This window comes from Kribbella sp. NPDC004536 (assembly GCF_042873835.1).
Lineage (GTDB): Bacteria > Actinomycetota > Actinomycetes > Propionibacteriales > Kribbellaceae > Kribbella.
In genome coordinates, this window is sequence record NZ_JBIALY010000002.1 from 1,739,548 (window position 1) to 1,755,588 (window position 16,041).

Sequence of the window (16,041 nt, forward strand, 5' to 3'; positions counted from 1 at the left end):
AATCAGAGCAGTGCTTTCAGCGATTCGATAACCGCATCCGGGTGAATGTCAGAGTCAGTCACATCACGCAGCGTCGACGCTCCGGTCAGAGTGAGGATTCCCGCGGCCCCGACGCGCTGGGCCATCACAACATCCGTTGTCAGCCGGTCTCCGACAAATGCGGCATCCTGCGCCGGAACTCCAAGACGGTCGAGGAAGGCAAGCCCCATGTACGGGCTGGGCTTGCCTACCACCGCTTCCGCGCGTTCGCCCGTGCAGGCCTCGATTGCGGCCAGCATCGCCGCGCAGTCCGGCAGGCCGCCCTCCGGCGTCGGACAATAGGCGTCAGGATTGGTGGCCACAATGACGGCTCCCGAGCGCACCGCCTGATACGCCGCCACCAGCTTCGCGTAGTCGAAGGTTCGATCGAACGAAACCACAACCACAGATGCCTTCTCGGGGATGTCCGTGACCTCAAATCCCCGCAGGGTCAGCGCCTCTTTCACGAGCGCCTCTGCAACCGTAAGAACGGTCGCACGGGGATGGCGGTGGTCGAGATAATCGAGAAGCACATCCAGCGCGGTGATCACGTCCTGCTCGACCGCGTCGATACCCAGAGAGGTCAGCTTTGCGGCGTATTCAGCCGCACGCTCAAGAGGCTTATTGGTCACGAAGACAACCTTGGCGCCGCGCGCTCTCAGCAGCTGGACCGTCATGGCTGCGTCCGGCAGCGCCTCATCGCCCAGGTACAGCGTTCCGTCAAGATCAAAGCCGTAGCCCGCATACTGCTGCACCTTCTGCGACGTCATGCTCCAGCTCCCAACTGCGCCAACCCGTCGAGCAGCGCCTCGACATCCCCGTGGTTCCAGATACCGAGCAGATCGGCAAGGTCCGCAACTGTGAACCGGTCTCTCATCAGATGCGCGTTCGCGACAGCCCACGCGACGGTTGGTCTGTCGTACTGTGGTCCGAGGTCCCCGAATCGCAGCGGAATCGGGGTGTCATGCAGCGCGCTGGTCAGCTGTTCTGGAGTGACCAGGAGCCGATCAACCTCGCTGTCGATCCGGCTCCAATCGCCCAGGAATGCCTCCAGGTGGCCGGCGTGGCTCCGGAGCCAGTTCAACTTGCGCGAGTAGGCGTTCCAGCATTCCTCAGCCGTACGCCCCTTGGGCTCCAGGTCCGCGAACGCCGACAACACGCGAGCACGTGCGACATCGGTCTCCGGGATGTGGCACCTGATCTCTCCAGTGCGCAAATGAGCTCTCACCCGTGCCCACAGAGCGGACGCGACGACCGTCGCGACGCCCACCTGTGCACCGTGCCACGCAGATCTCGATCCGAGCCGCATCTCCAGCAGGTGTGAGATCACGTGTTCAGATCCGGACGACGGCGATGTGCAACCTGCCGCCCCCATCGTCAGACCGCTCAGCGTCAGCAGCCGGGTGAGATCGAGAAGAGCCTCAGGGGCGCCGTTCTCGATGTCCCTGGCCAGCGACAGCAAGCGCGGCCCATGCACACGCACCAGGTCGACGAGCTCCGAGCTGTAGCGCGCGCCCAACCCGAGCGCAGACGACAGTAGCCAGTCAGCGGGTGCGACGAACATGGACAGCAGATCACCGACACCAGCTGCATTCAGCGACACCGGGGCGTCCCGGATGACGTCGGCATCGACAAGGAGGGCGTCCGGCCAACGCGTCGGAGTGGTGCGCTTCGCGCCGTCCCGCAGCAGGACGCTTTGGTCATCGGCAAACCCGTTCACGCTCGCCGCGGTCTGAACGACAACATGAGGCAGATCGCGCTGGGCTGCGGCTGCCTTGCCGAGATCCACCAGCGTTCCTGAGCCGACCGTGACCAGCAGATCGGCGCCACGTGCGGCGTAGTACAGGAAGGCCAGAGTCGTCTCGTCGGCATGAACCCGGCGCTGCGGAGTGTCGCCGCCCAGTACGGCACGCCGTACAAGGTGCCGTGTGCTGAGACGACTCGCCACCAGATCCTTCAGATCCTGGCCACACCGCCTGTACTGGACCGCGTCCATCACAAGCAGAACCGTGCGACGCGGGCCGACCAGCAGGCTGTCGACCACACTCATCAAGTCATCGAGAGCGTTGGCACCGATCACCACGGTACGAAGACCGATCGCCGCAGGATCGGTCGCGAAGGTCTTGACCTCCTGTAAGCCGGCGATGCCGGTTTCGGAAACCGCGTTCATGTCAGTGCCGCCTCGACACCGTCGAAAAGGGAGCGGTACTCCTCGTATGCCTGCTCGTAGACGCCAACGCGCGACGGGTCGGGGTCGACGGCTGATCCGGTCAACTGCACAGCTTGCCAAACAGCATCGTCGCAATCCTTGAACTGCCCGGTCGCAACCCCTGCGAGCATCGCGGCGCCAAAGGCTGTGGGCTCGGGCGCCAGGACTGCGCGCACCGGCCGGCCGAGCACATCCGCCTTGATCTGCATCCAGAGCGGGCTTCGCGCGCCACCGCCGACGACCCGTACGTCGTCGCCGGCGATGCGCATGGCCGCGAGCCGATCGACGATGTCTCGGAGAGCGAATGCGCATCCTTCAAGCACGGCCCGGGCGAGATGGCCGCGCCCGTGGTTCATCGACAACCCAGCGAAACTGCCGCGCATGCGATCGTTCCATCGCGGTGCCGTCGCACCGGACAACGCCGGGAGAAAACGAACACCGTCGGCGCCCGCGGGCACGCTCGCCGCGAGGTCGAACACCTTGGACTGCGGGACGCTCAACACCTCGCTGGCCAGCCAGAGCGTGCTGCCGCCGGACACGAATCCCGGGTTCTCGATCAGGCAGCGACCCGGCACGGCATGACGGTGCGTTTCAACGAGCCGCTCGGCATCGAATACCGGCGTCAGAGTCGCGACCGTGACCGGCTCTGCGGTACCTGTGACGTCCGCGACAACGCCAGGAAGTACCGCACCAGCCGCGAGCGATGCAGCGTGTTCGTCGCCAGTCCCGACGATCACCTTGCAGTCCGCACTCAGGCCGAGTCGCTTCGCCATCTCCGGCTGGACTGTTCCCACGACATCAGTGGACGCCAGCACCTGCGGGAGCAGGGCGGGATCTATGCCGGCGGCATCGCAGAGCTCCGCACTGAAGGTTCCGGTCGACAGGTCATACAGCATGGTCGACGTTGCGTTGGCCGCATCCTGAGCGAGCTCGCCGGTCAAGGCGGCTACCAGATAGGTCGAGACCGGCGCCAACAGCGCGGTCCGCTCCCAGACCTCCGGCTCATGCCGGCGGAGCCACATCATCTTCGGGGCAGTATGCGAGGCATCAGCGTTCAGCCCCGTGAGGTCGAACAGGCGGTCTCGACCCACGGCAGCGACGAGCTGATCAGTTTCCCGTGTGGCCCGTCGATCAAGCCAGATGATTGCTGGTCGGAGTGCTCGGCCGTCTGCGTCCATGGCGACCAGACCGTCAACCTGGCACGCGAGGGCCAGGACGTCGATCTGTGCGGATGGCCGCCATGCCTGCAGCTGGCCGATGACGTTGCGCAGAGCCTGAAGCCATGTATCCGGATCTTGCTCTGCCCAGCCGGCCCGCGGATACGACATCGTCAGCGGGGAGGACGCTGTCCCCACTGCGACACCGTCAGGATCCACCAGGACGGCCTTGACGCTCTGCGATCCCACGTCGACGCCCATCAGATATCCCACGTCAAGCCACTCCTCGTCGGCCTTGCTTCTTCTGCGGACGGTCCGGGACGCCGGCCCGCCGGCTACCGGCTGGTCCCCGTGTCCGACGCTTCGCCGGTTGCCATCACCGCGCCGGCGACCGCCAGCTTGTCCGGACGATTGACCCCAAGCCAGATCGCTACCGCGGAGATCACTACGACCCAGCCGACGATGACCCAGGGAAACCAGGTGTACGGCGCGGTCGTTTGCTCGTCGACCTGGCCGGCGAGCAAACCGACCATCAGCAGAATTGCCAGCACAGGAAGGACTCCGTGCCGAAGCACGCTGAACTCACGGCGGGCCCGGAAGAACCGGATCACTGCGACATTGGTCAGAACGTAGACCGGCAGAATGCCCAGCGTGAGCAGGAATCCGAGGTAGCCGTACACGTTCGAACCACCGACAGGATTGCCGAGACCACCCGCGATGCTGCCTACTACGAAAGCGATGACGACGGAGAACACGCCTTGCACCAGCACAGCATTCGTTGGTGTCTTGTGGCGCGGATGGATGTGCGCGAACAGTTTCGGCAACATGCCCTCGCGCCCCATCACGGCGAGGATTCGCACGATCCCGTTGTTCGAGTTGACCATCACGGCAAACATCGACGACGCGGCCGCCAGCACCACCAGCAGCTTCATCCAGGGTGCGTAGGTGGATGCCAGATCGTTCCACGGCGTCGACGTCCCGTCCAGCTTGTTGGCCGCCTGCGTACCGACCCCGATGACCTCGGCCCAGATGCAGAACACGTACAACACACCGACGCAGATCACAGAGAGGGCGATCGCTTTCGGCACATTGCGTGCCGGCTGACGTACCTCCTCACCCAGCGTCGCCGCAGCCTCGAAGCCCACGAAGCTCAGGGCCGCGAAGACGAAGCCGGTCACCAGACCGCTGACCCCGTGGGGAGAGGCTCCAGGAGTGAGTGGGGCCGCGCTCAGCCCGTCGGCACCGCCCCGGGCGACCACGATCACCGCGAGCGTCACGACAACGATCACTTCCGCCGTGAAGAAGACCAGCGCCGTCCTCAGCGACGACTGAATGCCACCGAACGCCAGCACGGTCATCGCGACTGCTGGGACCAGACCGATGAGCCACCACGGCAGGCTGATCCCGAACTCGGACTTCAAGGTCGCCTGCAGGTACGACCCGATCAGTCCGATCTCGGCCGGTGGTAGGAGCGCGTACGCCACGAACATCAGGCCGCCGGTCACGAAGCCGGCCCGCGGGCCGATGCCTTGGGACACGTACGTGTAGAACGCACCGGCGCTCGGCAGCCGCGCCGACATCTCCATGATTCCGGTGGCGGTGATCAGGATCGCGACCAGGCAGAGCAGGTACACGAACGGCGTCGCCGCACCGGAGAACGGCGTGGAGAACTGCGGGTTGAAGAACGTCGACACGGCCGGCCCCATGATGGCTGCCGACATGATCACCGCGCCGCCGAGCCCGACCGCATTGCGCCGGAGTCCCGAGCGCTGCGCCGGCATCTCGGACTCGAATTGTTTTGTGACCACGAGGAACTCCCACTCAAACGCGCAGCTCTCGGCTGCGATCGCAGCCACAAGGAGACAATGAGTCAGAGGTGCACTGAAGTCAACGAAGAAATACTCGCGGGGGAATCACACAGGCGCTAATTCTGGGTCCACTTCAGCGGCATTCCAGCCTATTTTCAGGGCGCCAATGTCAAATATGCTTGGAAAGCCCTGGTGTGTTGCTCAGGGTCGGGTGGCGTAGAACGCTACTGCTGCTGAGGATGCCACGTTGAGGGAGTCGACGCCGCCTGCCATCGGGATCTTCACCGTGAGGTCGGCGTGCCGGAGGACGTTCGGTTTGAGGCCGTGGCCTTCGGTGCCGAAGATCAGCGCGAGCTTCTCGTCGTTGCGGGCGGCGAGTTCGTCGAGGGTGATCGAGTCGTCGGTGAGCGCCATCGCGGCGGCGACGTACCCGTTGTCCTGCAGCAGTTTCAGCTCGCCCGGCCAGCTCTGCAGGCGGGTCCACGGGACCTGGAAGACCGTACCCATCGAGACCTTGATCGACCGGCGGTAGAACGGGTCCGCGCAGGTCGGCGTGATCAGGACGAGCCCGACGCCGAGCGCGGCCGCGGCCCGGAAGCCGGCGCCGACGTTGGTGTGGTCAACGATGTCGTCGAAGATCGCGATCCGTCGGACGCCGGTGCCGAGCAGCTCGGGAAGTGGTAAGGCGGCCCGGCGCTTGTACGAGGCGAGCGCGCCGCGGTGTACGTGGAACCCGGTGACCTGTTCGGCCAGCTCCTCCGAGACGACGTACACGGGCTTGTCCGGCCACTGCTCGAGGACGTCCCGCAGCGAGTCGAGCCAGCGCGGCGCGAGTAGGAACGAGCGCGGCTCGTACCCGGCGCCGGCGGCGCGGCGGATCACTTTGTCGCCCTCGGCAATGAACAGCCCGTGTTCCTCCTCGAGCAGGCGGCGCAGATTCACCTCCCGCAGCTGCACGTAATCAGCAAGCCGCTCGTCGGCGGCGTCCTCGATCGGAACCAGCGTCACGCCCGCCCCGCTCCAGCACCCCGCTCGGCCGCGACCTGTGCGGCGACCTCGACTACGTTGCCGATGACAACGATCGCCGGAGCGCCGACGCCGTTCTCCTTCATCACGCCGGCGATCCCCGCCAGATCGGAGGTCACCAGCTGCTGACCAGGAAGGGTGCCGTCGGCAATCGCCGCCGCGGGAGTGTTCGCCGGCCGGCCGGCTTCGATCAGCCGGGCGGTGATAGCCGGCAGGTTCTCGACCGCCATCAGCAGGACGAGCGTCCCGTGCAGCTGCGCCAGCGCGTCCCAGTTCACCAGGGAGTCCGGGTGCGAGGGCGGGATGTGGCCCGACACCACGGTGAACTCGTGCGTCACCCCGCGGTGAGTGACCGGGATCCCCGCCACCGCGGGAACCGAGATCGAGCTCGTGATGCCCGGCACCACGGTCCACGGTACGCCGGCTGCCGCGCACGCCAGCGCCTCCTCGAACCCGCGGCCGAACACGTACGGATCGCCGCCCTTGAGCCGGACGACGACCTTCCCCTGCTGACCGCGTTCGACCAGGATCCGGTTGATCTCCTCCTGCTGCGCCGCCCGGCCGCGCGGCAACTTCGCCGCGTCGAACAGCTCGACGTCCGGATGCAGCTCGTCCAGCAGCTGCTGCGGCGCGAGCCGGTCCGCGACCACCACGTCCGCCTCGGCGAGCAGCCGCCGCCCGCGGACCGTGATCAGGTCCGGATCGCCCGGCCCGCCGCCGACCAGGTACACCCCGGGCCGCCGGTCGACGTCCCGCGCCGCCAGCTCACCGGTCCGCAGGCCCTCGAGGATCGCGTCCCGTACGGCGGCCGACCGGCGGTGGTCGCCACCACCGAGCACGCCGATCGTCACGTTGTCGTGCTGCCCCGACGCCGGCGTCCACGCGGTCGCGCGGGACCGGTCGTCGGAACGTACGCAGAAGATCCGCAGCTCCTCGGCCTCGGCCGACACCTGGTCGTTGACCAGGGCATCGTCCGTCGCGACGACGACGTACCAGGCGCCCTCGAGGTCGCCGGACTCGTACCCGCGCTCGACCCAGGTGAGCGCCGGGTTGCCGAGCAGGCCCTCGATCGTGGGCGTGATCGACGGCGAGATCAGGTCGATCCGGGCGCCCGCCTCGAGCAGCCGGGGCAGCCGCCGCTGGGCGACACCGCCACCGCCGACGACGACCACGCGCCGCCCGTCGAGGACGAGACCGGACAGGTACTGGTGCGTCACGAAGAAATCCCCGCGTCCTCGAACGTGGCCATCTCGGCGAGCGCGCGGGCCGCGCAGGTCAGGATCGGGTACGCGAGCACCGCGCCGGTCCCCTCGCCGAGCCGCAGGTCCAGGTCGACGAGCGGCTGCAGGCCGAGCTGCTTCAGCGCGACCGCGTGGCCCGGCTCGGCGGACCGGTGGCCGGCGACGCAGTAGTCGATCACTGCCTGGTCGAACGCCTGCGCGACGAGCGCCGCCGCGCCTGCGATCACGCCGTCGAGGATGACCGGGACCTTGTTGGCCGCGGCGCCGAGGATGTAGCCGGCGAGCGCGGCGTGTTCGAGGCCGCCGTACGCCTGGAGTGCCGTGAGCGGCTCGGTCGGTGGTACGGCGTGGAGCGCGAGGGCGTCCCGTACGACGGAGGTCTTGTGGGCGAGCGCTGCGTCGTCGATCCCCGTACCGCGGCCGGTGACCGCATCGGCGGTCGCGCCGGTGAACGTCGCGATCAGGGCGGCGGACGCGGTGGTGTTGGCGATGCCCATGTCGCCGGTCAGCAGGCAGCGGTAGCCGTCCTGCACCAGCTTGTCCGCGAGGTCGAAGCCGACCGCGAAGGCTTGGCGGGCCTCGTCCTCGGTCAGGGCGTCGGTCTGGGAGAGGTCACGGGTGCCGCGGCGGACGTTCGCGTGGACGATGTCGAGCTGCTCCACCGGGGTCGCCACGCCGACGTCGACGACTCGTACGTCCACGCCGTTGTTCTTGGCGAAGGCGTTCACCGCGGCGCCGCCGGCGGCGAAGTTCGCGAGCATCGCGGCGGTGACCTCCTGCGGCCACGGTGAGACGTTCTGGGCGTGTACGCCGTGATCCGCCGCGAACACGGTGACGACGGCAGCGCCTGGTACGGCGGGGGCGCCGGTCATGCCGGCGAGCTTCACCGACAGCTCCTCGAGTACGCCGAGAGAGCCGGCCGGCTTCGTCAGCCGCGCATGCCGTTCCGCGGCCGCCCGCATCGCCGTCTCGTCCGCAGGCTGGATCCGCTCCAGGTACTCGTCCACCAGGTCCTCCACTCGTAGCTTCCGCACCGATCTTCGCATCCCCGAGTGTGCGCCCCCGGACCGAGCGGCAGTCTGTGGACAGTAGTGTCGGATTCACCACACGTCACTCGATGCCGGAGGGCTGCTTGATGTCGCTCGATCGTCCCGTCACACCGGACCCGTACGAACTCCTCCCGAAGGCCGGTTCGTTCACCGTCACCAGCACCGACGTCGCCGACGGCGAGCCGCTGGCCGACGCGCACGCGTTCGCCGGCGGGAACACTTCGCCGCAGCTCACCTGGTCCGGATTCCCCGCGGAGACCAAGGCGTTCGTCGTCACCTGCTTCGACCCGGACGCGCCGATCGTCTCCGGCTTCTGGCACTGGGTCCTGGTCAACCTGCCCGCCACGGTCACCGAACTCCCCACCGGCGCCGGCACCACCGAACGCCTCGACAACGGCGCGTTCCACGTCCGCAACGACTTCGGCACCAAGAACTACGGCGGCGCCGCGCCGCCGGCCGGTGACCAGGTGCACCGCTACTACTTCGTCGTACACGCCATCGACGTTGAGGCTCTCGACGTGGACGCAGACGCCAGCCCGGCGGTGGTCGGCTTCAACCTCGCCTTCCACACCCTGGCCCGCGCCGTCATCACCCCGACCTACCAGATCGCGGAGTAGTCAGAGCGCCGCGACGTACACCCATTCGCCGGCCTCACGGGTGAATCTGCTGTTCTCGTGCTGCACGCCGGTGTTGTGATGCGCGTTGAACTCGACCGTGCCCTCGGTGTGGAAGGCACTCCCACCGGTGGTACCGAGAATCTCCAGACCGGTCCAGCGGCGATCCGGATCAAACTCGATCGCCGCGGGCCGGGTGCTGAGAGACCACGTCCGCCGCAGGTAGTCCGCGTCGTGCATCACGAACGCGGTGTACCTGGACCGCATCAACTGTTCCGCCGTCACCGCGGTCGCCCTGCCTTGGTGAAGCGACCCGCAGCAAACGGTGTACGGCTGACTCAACCCACAGGGACAGGTAGAAGGCATAACCCCATTCTCCCCGATCGCTGTCGTCATCACGTGACACGTAGTTCCGGATCTCGTACTGGCATACCAGCGGCTTCTGCCCGCAAGGCCTCATGCTGTTCGGGGTTGAGGTCTTCCGCGAGGATCACGTCGACTAGGCCGCCTTTGCGGCCCCAGGCGCCGACGATGCGGCCGTCGGCCAGTACGCCGTTCGGGTGGAAGGTGTCGGCGGCCGGGGTGAGGTGGCGGAGACCTGGGCCGACGAAGCGGGCGCCTGCGTCGCGGCCGAAGAGGCGGAGATCCGGTGCCGGGAGCAACCGTACGCCGCGGGGTGGGGCTGCGAGACAGTCCTCGGTACGAAGCATCCAGGCGGGTACGCCGTCGAAGTCGACCTCGACCAGTTCCTGCGCCAACCCGTCCCACACCGCCCGCGCGTCGGCGGGCGACAGGCCCGACCACCAGGCGAACGCCTTCGGCGACGTGGGTCCGAAGTACTTGATGTGGCGCCGGCACAGCTCCAGTCGCGCCTCGTGTACGTCGATCGCCGGCCGCGGCACCTCACGCGCGTACAGCGAGGTCGTGTCCCAGCGCAGCGCGATCCGCCCGCTCGCGCAGGCCTCACGGAGTCCGTCGATGCCGGCACCGCGACACTCCCGCCCGGCCAAGGCCTCGCAGACCCGTTCCGCCAGCGCATCGATCCGCCGTACCGCTGACGGATCGAGTGGCAGCCGTCCCAAGGTGAAGACGCCGAAGTCGCGGGCCGGGAGTACGTACACGGCGGCGCGCGGGCTGTACGTCTGGATCAGGCTCGGGTGCTCCCAGTCGGTCGGCGTACATCCCTGCATGCGAGCGTGCAGAGCAAGCAACGCGTCCCGCGGCGCGGTGTCCTGCAGGCCGACGTACGCCGCCCGCTCGTGCGATCCACCCGGCAGCCGCTCGCCGAGGTGGTTCACGCGCAGGCGGTGGGCGACGGCCTGTTGCCGGGTGACGGTCCGCATGACTCAGTCAGGGCCGGATGTCGTAGTTGTAGATCATGATGGCGCCGACGATCAGCGCCAGGAAGGCGATCATCATGCCGATCGCGGCGGCGGGTTTGGCGCGGCGGTTGGTGGCGAGTGTGGTGATCGCGAGGGCCAGTGCGGGTATGGCGAACGGGAACGCCAGGTACTGCCGGACCGGGAAACGGTCGATCAGGTTCGAGAACGGCAGAAAGGGCGTGACCAGTCCGGCAATCGCCAGGAGCAGCGCGAGTATGCCCATCGCAGCCGAGCCCTTCGCGCGCGGTGCTGAGGGTGGAACGGCACCGTGCGGCTGCGCATGCTCCGGCCACAGATGCTGCGGATACCCAGAACCAGCAGGCTGCTGCGCATAGCCGGACCCAGGCGCCTGCCGGTAACCCGGCGCAGGCTGCTGCGCGTACCCCCCGCCGGAGCCGTACGGGTGACCCGGAGAAGGTTGTTGCGGGTAGCCGCCGCCGGAGCCGTACGGGTGACCCGCGGAAGGTTGTTGCGGGTAGCCGCCAGCGGAGGCGTACGGGTGGTCCGGAGCGGGTGGCTGCGGGTAGCCGGGGGTGGTGGGGTCGGGCGGGGGGTTGGTCATGGGGGCTCCACACTTGGGGCCAGGCGCGGGGGGCGTCTGGTGGGGAGGGCGTCTTCTGAGCCGACGCAGCGGCTCCGGTGAAGGTTCCCCGGATCGACCCGATTACTCCTCGTGGAGCGGGAACGCCCGAATGATCACCGCGGTCGGCGTGGTCGCCCCGTCCCGCGGCTCCGTACCGACGAAGTCGTACAACACCCGATGCAGCCCCGCCCGGAACTCCGCCAGCTCACCATCCGCCAAACCGACAACCGCACTGAACGCGAAGTCCTCGTCATCCGAGGTCTTCGCGATCAGCCGGGATCACCGGCGTCGGGCTGATGGTCGACTCCAAACGCTTTGTTGCGGAAGGGTCCGGTGGGCACGGGCTGTTCTGGGCGTCAGCCGGTGGGGACGGTGACGTCGCGGCGGAGGGCTTGTAGTACGTCGAGTTCGCGGTCGAGCTCGCGGCGCTTGGCCTCGAGACGCTGGACCTCTTGCGCGAGCAGCACTTCCAGTACTCCCGTACGTTCCTCAGGCGGCGACTCGAGACACGGCAACAGCTCGCCGATCGTGCTGCTGGACAGGCCGGCCGCGAGCAGATGCTGGATCATCACGACCCGCTCGACCATCGACGCCTCGAAGTCGCGCCACCCACCGGGCGTACGGCCCGAGCGGATCAGGCCCTGTTCCTCGTAGTACCGCAAGGAGCGCGTACTCACCCCACTCGCGCGCGCGAGCTCTCCGATCCGCATGCACCCAAGTGTTGCACCTGACACCAGCGTGAAGTTCCACGATGAGCCGGACGCACCAACCCCGGAAGGAACCTCATGCACTGGCTCTACCTAGCGATCGCCGTCGTGTTCGAGATCGCCGTGGCGGTGTCGGCCGGCAAAGCCCAAGGCTTCAAACACCGCGGCTGGACCGCCGCGACCCTCATCACCGGCGCCTTCGGCACGTACTTCCTCAGCCGCGCGCTCCTCACCTTCGACGTCGGTGTCGGGTACGCGCTCTGGACCTCACTCGCCGGCGTAGGCATCACGCTGCTCGGCGCGCTCGTCTTCGGCCAGCAACTCACCTGGCGCAAAGCCGTCGGGATCGCCCTCGTCATCGGCGGCGTCGTCGGCCTCCAACTCTCGTCCTGAGGAGTACTCCCCTATGACAACCTCTCGCCGCACCGCCTGGCTGACGCTCCTCCTCGCAGGCGCCTTCGAGATCGGCTACGCCCTGTCCGTCGCCGGAAGCCACGCCTTCACCGTATGGCCGTGGTCCGTCGCAGCCGCCGTCTTCTTCCTACTGACCCTGTGGGCCTTAAGCCTCGCCCTGCGCACCATCGAAGTAGGCATCGGCTACGCCACCTGGGCCGGCATCGGCGCCGCCGGCACCGCCGTACTGGGCCCGGCGTTCTTCCACGAAACCCTGACGGTCGCGAAGGCCGCCTGGCTGACGGTCACCATCGCGGGCGTCATCTGGCTAAAACTCGCCGACCGCCCATCCCAGCCGTCCAACACAGCCACCCCGCACTCAACTCCCGAGCACGCACCCCACGCCCAACCCGCCGCCAACCGGCCATACCCAAACTGAACTGGGATGACCCAATGGGGTCTGGGAACATGCCATAGCCTCTTCCCAGACCCCATTACCTATCGCCAGTCCCGACTGCCCACAGCCGAAGCCACAACCAACCGACGCGAGGCCAACCGCGCGCGCCGGTGAAGGCGGCCAACAGACAGCCGGCGCGAAGCGGTGACCGATTGGGGCGGGGAGCTGGGGTGGCTCCCCGCGCGGGGTCAGTCTTTGATGCCGGATTGGGTTACGCCTTGGATCAGGTAGCGCTGGAGGAAGGCGAAGATGAGGACGAGGGGGAGGATCGAGACCGCGACTGCCATGAACAGTTCGTGGATGTTGATGGTCTGGGCGGTGATGAAGGTCGACATCGCGACCTGGATGGTCCAGGAGGACGAGTCCTGGCCGATGACGAGTGGCCACAGGAACGAGTTCCAGTTGCCGATGAAGGTGATCGCCGCGATCGCCGCGAAGAACGGCAGTGAGTTCGGTACGACGATCCGCCAGAACACCCCGAGGTACCCGGCGCCGTCCACCCGCGCCGCCTCCTCGAGTTCACGGGGAAAACCGAGGAAGTACTGCCGGAACAGGAACGCCGCGAACCCACTGAACAACGTAGGAATGATCAGACCACGCAGCGAAGACACCCACCCGAGCGACGAGACCACGATGAACGAAGGGATGAACGTCACCGCCCCCGGGATCATCAGCGTCGCCACGATCGCGTAGAAGATCTTGTCGGCGTGCCGGTAAGGAATGCGCGCCAACCCGTACCCAGCCATCGATGCCAACAGCAACTGTCCCGCCGTACCCAGCAGACCGACCACGGCAGAGTTGTACAGAGCCCGCGCCATCGGCACGGTCGTGTCGTTGAACAGCTCGCTGATGTTCCCCCACTGCAGATGCGACGGGAACAACGTCCACGAAGGCGCCGTGATGTCCGACTCGGTCGACAGCGCGTTGCGCAGGATCAGGTAGAACGGCACCAGGAACAGCACCACCGCGATCAACAACGCGATCCAGCGCAGCACCGTACCGAGGCGGCCGAGCCCGCTGCGGTTGAAGCCGATCGGTTGCGGCGTTCCCGTCGTACGTTCGGAGACTGCCATCAGTCGCCCGCCTTCCCGAAGCCGAAGATCCGGCTCTGCAGCAGCGTCACGATCATGATGATGACCGCCAGGATCAGCGCGCCGGCGGAGCCGTGCCCGAGGTCCTGGATGGAGCCGAGCGAGATGCCGTACAGGTAGACCAGTGGCGGCCGCGCGTAGTTCACGTTGCCGACCAGGTTGTAGAACTCGTCGAACGCCTGGTACGCCGCGATCAGGTTCAGGATCAGTACGGCGACCGACGTCGACCGCAGCTGCGGCAGCGTGATGTACCGGAACACCTGCCACCCGGGCTTGGCCCCGTCGACGTACGCCGCCTCGTACAGCGTCGGCGAGATCCGTTGCAGACCGGCGATGAACAAGATCATGTAGAACCCGAGCTGCAGCCACAGCCGTACCGTCACCAGCGGGATCCAGTACCACGGCGGCGAGACCGTCGACAGCCAGGCGATGTTGTCGACGCCGAACCAGCCGAGCACCGTGTTCGCGAGGCCGAACCGGACGCCGTTGAAGATCGACAGCTTCCAGATCAGCGACGCGACGACGTACGAGCACGCGGTCGGCAGGAAGAACACCGACCGGAAGAACGCCCGCGCGATCTTCACCTGGTTGACCAGCAACGCCAGCGCGAGCGAGAGCACGAACGTCAGCGGCACGATGAACACCGCGAAGATCGTGAACGTGCCCAGGCTGGACAGGAAGTTGTGGTCGGTGAGCATGTCGACGTAGTTGCGCAGCCCGACGAACTTCGACGGGGTCGCGGTGTTGTACGCCTCGAAGAAGCTGAGGACGAAGCTCCAGATGATCGGCAGGTACGAGAAGATCAGCAACCCGAGGACGAACGGGCCGACGAACACCCAGAACCACAGCGTGTTGCCCTTGATGCCCTTCTGCTTCCGCCGGGAACCCCGCCGCTCACCAGGAGCAGCGGGGTCCGTACGTGTCTTGACGGTGGAACTCATCCGAACAACCGCTGGAGTTCGTCGTTGACGGTCTTCTCCGCCTTCGTGATCTCGGCGGCTGGGTCGGCTCCCTTCTTGATGACGTTGGTCAGCATGTCGCCGAACGCCGTACCCATCTTCGGAGTCCAGGCTGGATTGTCGGTGTGCCCGTAGTCCTGGTTCAGCTTGACCGTGTCGGCCGCGACGCCGCTCTGCAGTTTGGAGGCCTTCGCCGCGAGGCTCTTGCGCGGCGGGATGTGGAAGCCGTAGCTCAGCGACCAGTCCTCCTGGTCCGCCGAGTTGTCGATCCACAGCCACTTCACGTACTTCTTCGCCGCGTCGACGTTCGCGCTCTTCGAGGACACGAACTGGGTCCAGCCGCCGGAGTACACGGCCGGCTTGCCCTCGGCGTCCAGCTTCGGGAACGGGATCACGCCGATGTCGTCACCGAGCGCCTTCTGCATGCCCGGCACCGCCCACATGCCGATCCACTGCATCGCCACCAGGCCCTGGTTGATCGCGGTCGGGTCCCACCAGTCCGTCGGCGCGCCGAGCAGGATGCTCTTGCTCGCGTAGAGCTCGTGCAGCTTGCCGAATGCCTTGGCCGCGCGGTCGCCGGTGAAGCCGGGCTTGTTGTCCTCGGTCAGGTAGCTGCCGCCCGACGACCACAGCGCCGGCCCGCCCATCCCGTTGCCGCCGTCGTTGCCGACGAACATGCCCTTCACCTTGTTGGTGGTGAGCTCCTTGGAGGCCGCGATCAGGTCGTCGACGGTTTCCGGCGGCTTGATCCCGGCCTTGTCGAGCATCGACTTGCGGTAGTAGATGACCTGCGGGTCGATGATCATCCGGACGCCGTAGATCTTGCCGTCGAGCGTGTTCGTGGCCAGGTCGCCGGGCAGGAAGTCGTCCTTGACGTCGGCGATGATGTCGTCCAGCGGCACCACCTGGTTGCTCTTCACCATGCCGATGTTGAACTGGCTCTCGAACACGTCCGGGCCCTTGCTGGACAGCAGCCCGGACGAGAGCTTCGCGGCGTAGTCACCCGGCGTCCACTGCACCGTCACGTTCGCGTCGGGGTAGGCCTTGGCGTACTTGAGAGCCGCCTGCTGGGTGCCGGTCTCGCCGTACTGGTGGTACCACTGCGAGAGGGCCGGCTTGGACCCTCCGCCGCCGCCACCGGACGAGGGCCGGCCGGTATTGCCGCCGCAGGCCGCGGTGAGCGCGGCGAGCGCGGCCAGTCCACCGGTCCGCTTGAGCAGATCGCGCCGGGACAGTCCGGCGTTCGGAACATGAGCAGGCATGAATTTCCACCTTCCCGAGAGGGAACGTCGCAGGGGTACGACGCACGGTTCCGAGTTACTTAACGGTGTTAAGCATCTCCGATTT

18 protein-coding genes are annotated in these 16,041 nt (G+C 67.0%); 3 read left to right on the top strand and 15 right to left on the bottom strand.

Annotation, left to right across the window (positions count from 1 at the left end; all coding sequences use genetic code 11):
* Positions 1 to 2: 2 nt before the first annotated feature.
* The 7 genes from ACFYRU_RS23095 to cobT all read right to left on the bottom strand — a co-directional run bounded on the left by ACFYRU_RS23095 (position 3) and on the right by cobT (position 8,493).
* The gene (locus ACFYRU_RS23095) at positions 3 to 788 is read right to left on the bottom strand and encodes an HAD-IIA family hydrolase (RefSeq protein ID WP_387662196.1); all 786 of its coding nucleotides are present in this window, start codon (positions 786 to 788) and stop codon (positions 3 to 5) included.
* The gene (locus tag ACFYRU_RS23100; protein WP_387662198.1) at positions 785 to 2,188 is read right to left on the bottom strand and encodes an iron-containing alcohol dehydrogenase; all 1,404 of its coding nucleotides are present in this window, start codon (positions 2,186 to 2,188) and stop codon (positions 785 to 787) included. Before ACFYRU_RS23100 ends, ACFYRU_RS23095 begins: the two co-directional genes overlap by 4 nt.
* Positions 2,185 to 3,645 carry an FGGY-family carbohydrate kinase gene (locus ACFYRU_RS23105; RefSeq protein WP_387662200.1) on the bottom strand — a complete coding sequence of 487 codons (1,461 nt, stop codon included), beginning with the start codon at positions 3,643 to 3,645 and terminating at the stop codon, positions 2,185 to 2,187. The genes ACFYRU_RS23100 and ACFYRU_RS23105 overlap by 4 nt, the downstream gene beginning before the upstream one ends.
* A gap of 74 nt (positions 3,646 to 3,719) precedes the next feature.
* Positions 3,720 to 5,192 carry an APC family permease gene (locus tag ACFYRU_RS23110; RefSeq protein WP_387662202.1) on the bottom strand — a complete coding sequence of 491 codons (1,473 nt, stop codon included), beginning with the start codon at positions 5,190 to 5,192 and terminating at the stop codon, positions 3,720 to 3,722.
* Between the two features lie 201 nt (positions 5,193 to 5,393).
* Entirely contained in the window at positions 5,394 to 6,200 is an 807-nt protein-coding gene (locus ACFYRU_RS23115; protein ID WP_387662204.1) for a TrmH family RNA methyltransferase, read from the bottom strand.
* Positions 6,197 to 7,435: a uroporphyrinogen-III C-methyltransferase gene (cobA, locus tag ACFYRU_RS23120; RefSeq protein ID WP_387662206.1), complete on the bottom strand. Its 1,239-nt coding sequence runs from the start codon at positions 7,433 to 7,435 to the stop codon at positions 6,197 to 6,199. The genes ACFYRU_RS23115 and cobA overlap by 4 nt, the downstream gene beginning before the upstream one ends.
* Positions 7,432 to 8,493, bottom strand: a complete 1,062-nt coding sequence (cobT, locus tag ACFYRU_RS23125) for a nicotinate-nucleotide--dimethylbenzimidazole phosphoribosyltransferase (RefSeq protein ID WP_387662208.1) — start codon at positions 8,491 to 8,493, stop codon at positions 7,432 to 7,434. The genes cobA and cobT overlap by 4 nt, the downstream gene beginning before the upstream one ends.
* A gap of 101 nt (positions 8,494 to 8,594) precedes the next feature.
* On the opposite strand from cobT, the gene ACFYRU_RS23130 reads away from it, so the two are divergent.
* Positions 8,595 to 9,125 carry a YbhB/YbcL family Raf kinase inhibitor-like protein gene (locus ACFYRU_RS23130; RefSeq protein WP_387662209.1) on the top strand — a complete coding sequence of 177 codons (531 nt, stop codon included), beginning with the start codon at positions 8,595 to 8,597 and terminating at the stop codon, positions 9,123 to 9,125.
* On the opposite strand, the gene ACFYRU_RS23135 is transcribed toward ACFYRU_RS23130, so the two are convergent.
* The 5 genes from ACFYRU_RS23135 to ACFYRU_RS23155 all read right to left on the bottom strand — a co-directional run bounded on the left by ACFYRU_RS23135 (position 9,126) and on the right by ACFYRU_RS23155 (position 11,797).
* Positions 9,126 to 9,518, bottom strand: coding sequence for a YchJ family protein (locus tag ACFYRU_RS23135; RefSeq protein ID WP_387662211.1), 393 nt, complete (start codon positions 9,516 to 9,518; stop codon positions 9,126 to 9,128).
* Positions 9,518 to 10,465 carry a DNA glycosylase AlkZ-like family protein gene (locus ACFYRU_RS23140; protein WP_387662213.1) on the bottom strand — a complete coding sequence of 316 codons (948 nt, stop codon included), beginning with the start codon at positions 10,463 to 10,465 and terminating at the stop codon, positions 9,518 to 9,520. Before ACFYRU_RS23140 ends, ACFYRU_RS23135 begins: the two co-directional genes overlap by 1 nt.
* Positions 10,466 to 10,472: 7 nt before the next feature.
* On the bottom strand, positions 10,473 to 11,066 hold the full coding sequence (locus ACFYRU_RS23145) for a hypothetical protein (protein ID WP_387662215.1): 594 nt from the start codon (positions 11,064 to 11,066) through the stop codon (positions 10,473 to 10,475).
* Between the two features lie 102 nt (positions 11,067 to 11,168).
* The gene (locus tag ACFYRU_RS23150) at positions 11,169 to 11,306 is read right to left on the bottom strand and encodes a hypothetical protein (protein WP_387662217.1); all 138 of its coding nucleotides are present in this window, start codon (positions 11,304 to 11,306) and stop codon (positions 11,169 to 11,171) included.
* A gap of 137 nt (positions 11,307 to 11,443) precedes the next feature.
* Positions 11,444 to 11,797, bottom strand: coding sequence for a MerR family transcriptional regulator (locus ACFYRU_RS23155; RefSeq protein ID WP_387662219.1), 354 nt, complete (start codon positions 11,795 to 11,797; stop codon positions 11,444 to 11,446).
* A gap of 75 nt (positions 11,798 to 11,872) precedes the next feature.
* On the opposite strand from ACFYRU_RS23155, the gene ACFYRU_RS23160 reads away from it, so the two are divergent.
* Positions 11,873 to 12,187: a DMT family transporter gene (locus ACFYRU_RS23160; protein ID WP_387662220.1), complete on the top strand. Its 315-nt coding sequence runs from the start codon at positions 11,873 to 11,875 to the stop codon at positions 12,185 to 12,187.
* 13 nt (positions 12,188 to 12,200) lie between these two features.
* A complete protein-coding gene (locus ACFYRU_RS23165) occupies positions 12,201 to 12,626 on the top strand; it encodes a DMT family transporter (RefSeq protein ID WP_387662222.1) in 426 nt (141 codons plus the stop codon).
* A gap of 206 nt (positions 12,627 to 12,832) precedes the next feature.
* Here the strand turns inward: ACFYRU_RS23165 and ACFYRU_RS23170 are convergent, their stop codons facing one another.
* The 3 genes from ACFYRU_RS23170 to ACFYRU_RS23180 are packed head-to-tail and all read right to left on the bottom strand — an operon-like array spanning position 12,833 to position 15,956.
* A complete protein-coding gene (locus ACFYRU_RS23170) occupies positions 12,833 to 13,717 on the bottom strand; it encodes a carbohydrate ABC transporter permease (protein WP_387662224.1) in 885 nt (294 codons plus the stop codon).
* On the bottom strand, positions 13,717 to 14,676 hold the full coding sequence (locus ACFYRU_RS23175; protein WP_387662226.1) for a carbohydrate ABC transporter permease: 960 nt from the start codon (positions 14,674 to 14,676) through the stop codon (positions 13,717 to 13,719). The genes ACFYRU_RS23170 and ACFYRU_RS23175 overlap by 1 nt, the downstream gene beginning before the upstream one ends.
* Entirely contained in the window at positions 14,673 to 15,956 is a 1,284-nt protein-coding gene (locus tag ACFYRU_RS23180; RefSeq protein ID WP_387662228.1) for an ABC transporter substrate-binding protein, read from the bottom strand. The genes ACFYRU_RS23175 and ACFYRU_RS23180 overlap by 4 nt, the downstream gene beginning before the upstream one ends.
* Between the last annotated feature and the right edge of the window lie 85 nt (positions 15,957 to 16,041).

Bases quoted from the DNA above. Each gene is read 5' to 3' on its own strand.
- ACFYRU_RS23100 (WP_387662198.1), bottom strand. From the start codon at position 2,188: ATGAACGCGGTTTCCGAAACCGGCATCGCCGGCTTACAGGAGGTCAAG.
- ACFYRU_RS23140 (WP_387662213.1), bottom strand. From the start codon at position 10,465: ATGCGGACCGTCACCCGGCAACAGGCCGTCGCCCACCGCCTGCGCGTG.
- ACFYRU_RS23160 (WP_387662220.1), top strand. From the start codon at position 11,873: ATGCACTGGCTCTACCTAGCGATCGCCGTCGTGTTCGAGATCGCCGTG.
- ACFYRU_RS23155 (WP_387662219.1), bottom strand. From the start codon at position 11,797: ATGCGGATCGGAGAGCTCGCGCGCGCGAGTGGGGTGAGTACGCGCTCC.
- ACFYRU_RS23180 (WP_387662228.1), bottom strand. From the start codon at position 15,956: ATGCCTGCTCATGTTCCGAACGCCGGACTGTCCCGGCGCGATCTGCTC.
- ACFYRU_RS23130 (WP_387662209.1), top strand. From the start codon at position 8,595: ATGTCGCTCGATCGTCCCGTCACACCGGACCCGTACGAACTCCTCCCG.
- ACFYRU_RS23105 (WP_387662200.1), bottom strand. From the start codon at position 3,645: ATGGGCGTCGACGTGGGATCGCAGAGCGTCAAGGCCGTCCTGGTGGAT.
- ACFYRU_RS23145 (WP_387662215.1), bottom strand. From the start codon at position 11,066: ATGACCAACCCCCCGCCCGACCCCACCACCCCCGGCTACCCGCAGCCA.
- ACFYRU_RS23175 (WP_387662226.1), bottom strand. From the start codon at position 14,676: ATGAGTTCCACCGTCAAGACACGTACGGACCCCGCTGCTCCTGGTGAG.
- ACFYRU_RS23135 (WP_387662211.1), bottom strand. From the start codon at position 9,518: ATGACGACAGCGATCGGGGAGAATGGGGTTATGCCTTCTACCTGTCCC.
- ACFYRU_RS23170 (WP_387662224.1), bottom strand. From the start codon at position 13,717: ATGGCAGTCTCCGAACGTACGACGGGAACGCCGCAACCGATCGGCTTC.
- ACFYRU_RS23095 (WP_387662196.1), bottom strand. From the start codon at position 788: ATGACGTCGCAGAAGGTGCAGCAGTATGCGGGCTACGGCTTTGATCTT.
- ACFYRU_RS23165 (WP_387662222.1), top strand. From the start codon at position 12,201: ATGACAACCTCTCGCCGCACCGCCTGGCTGACGCTCCTCCTCGCAGGC.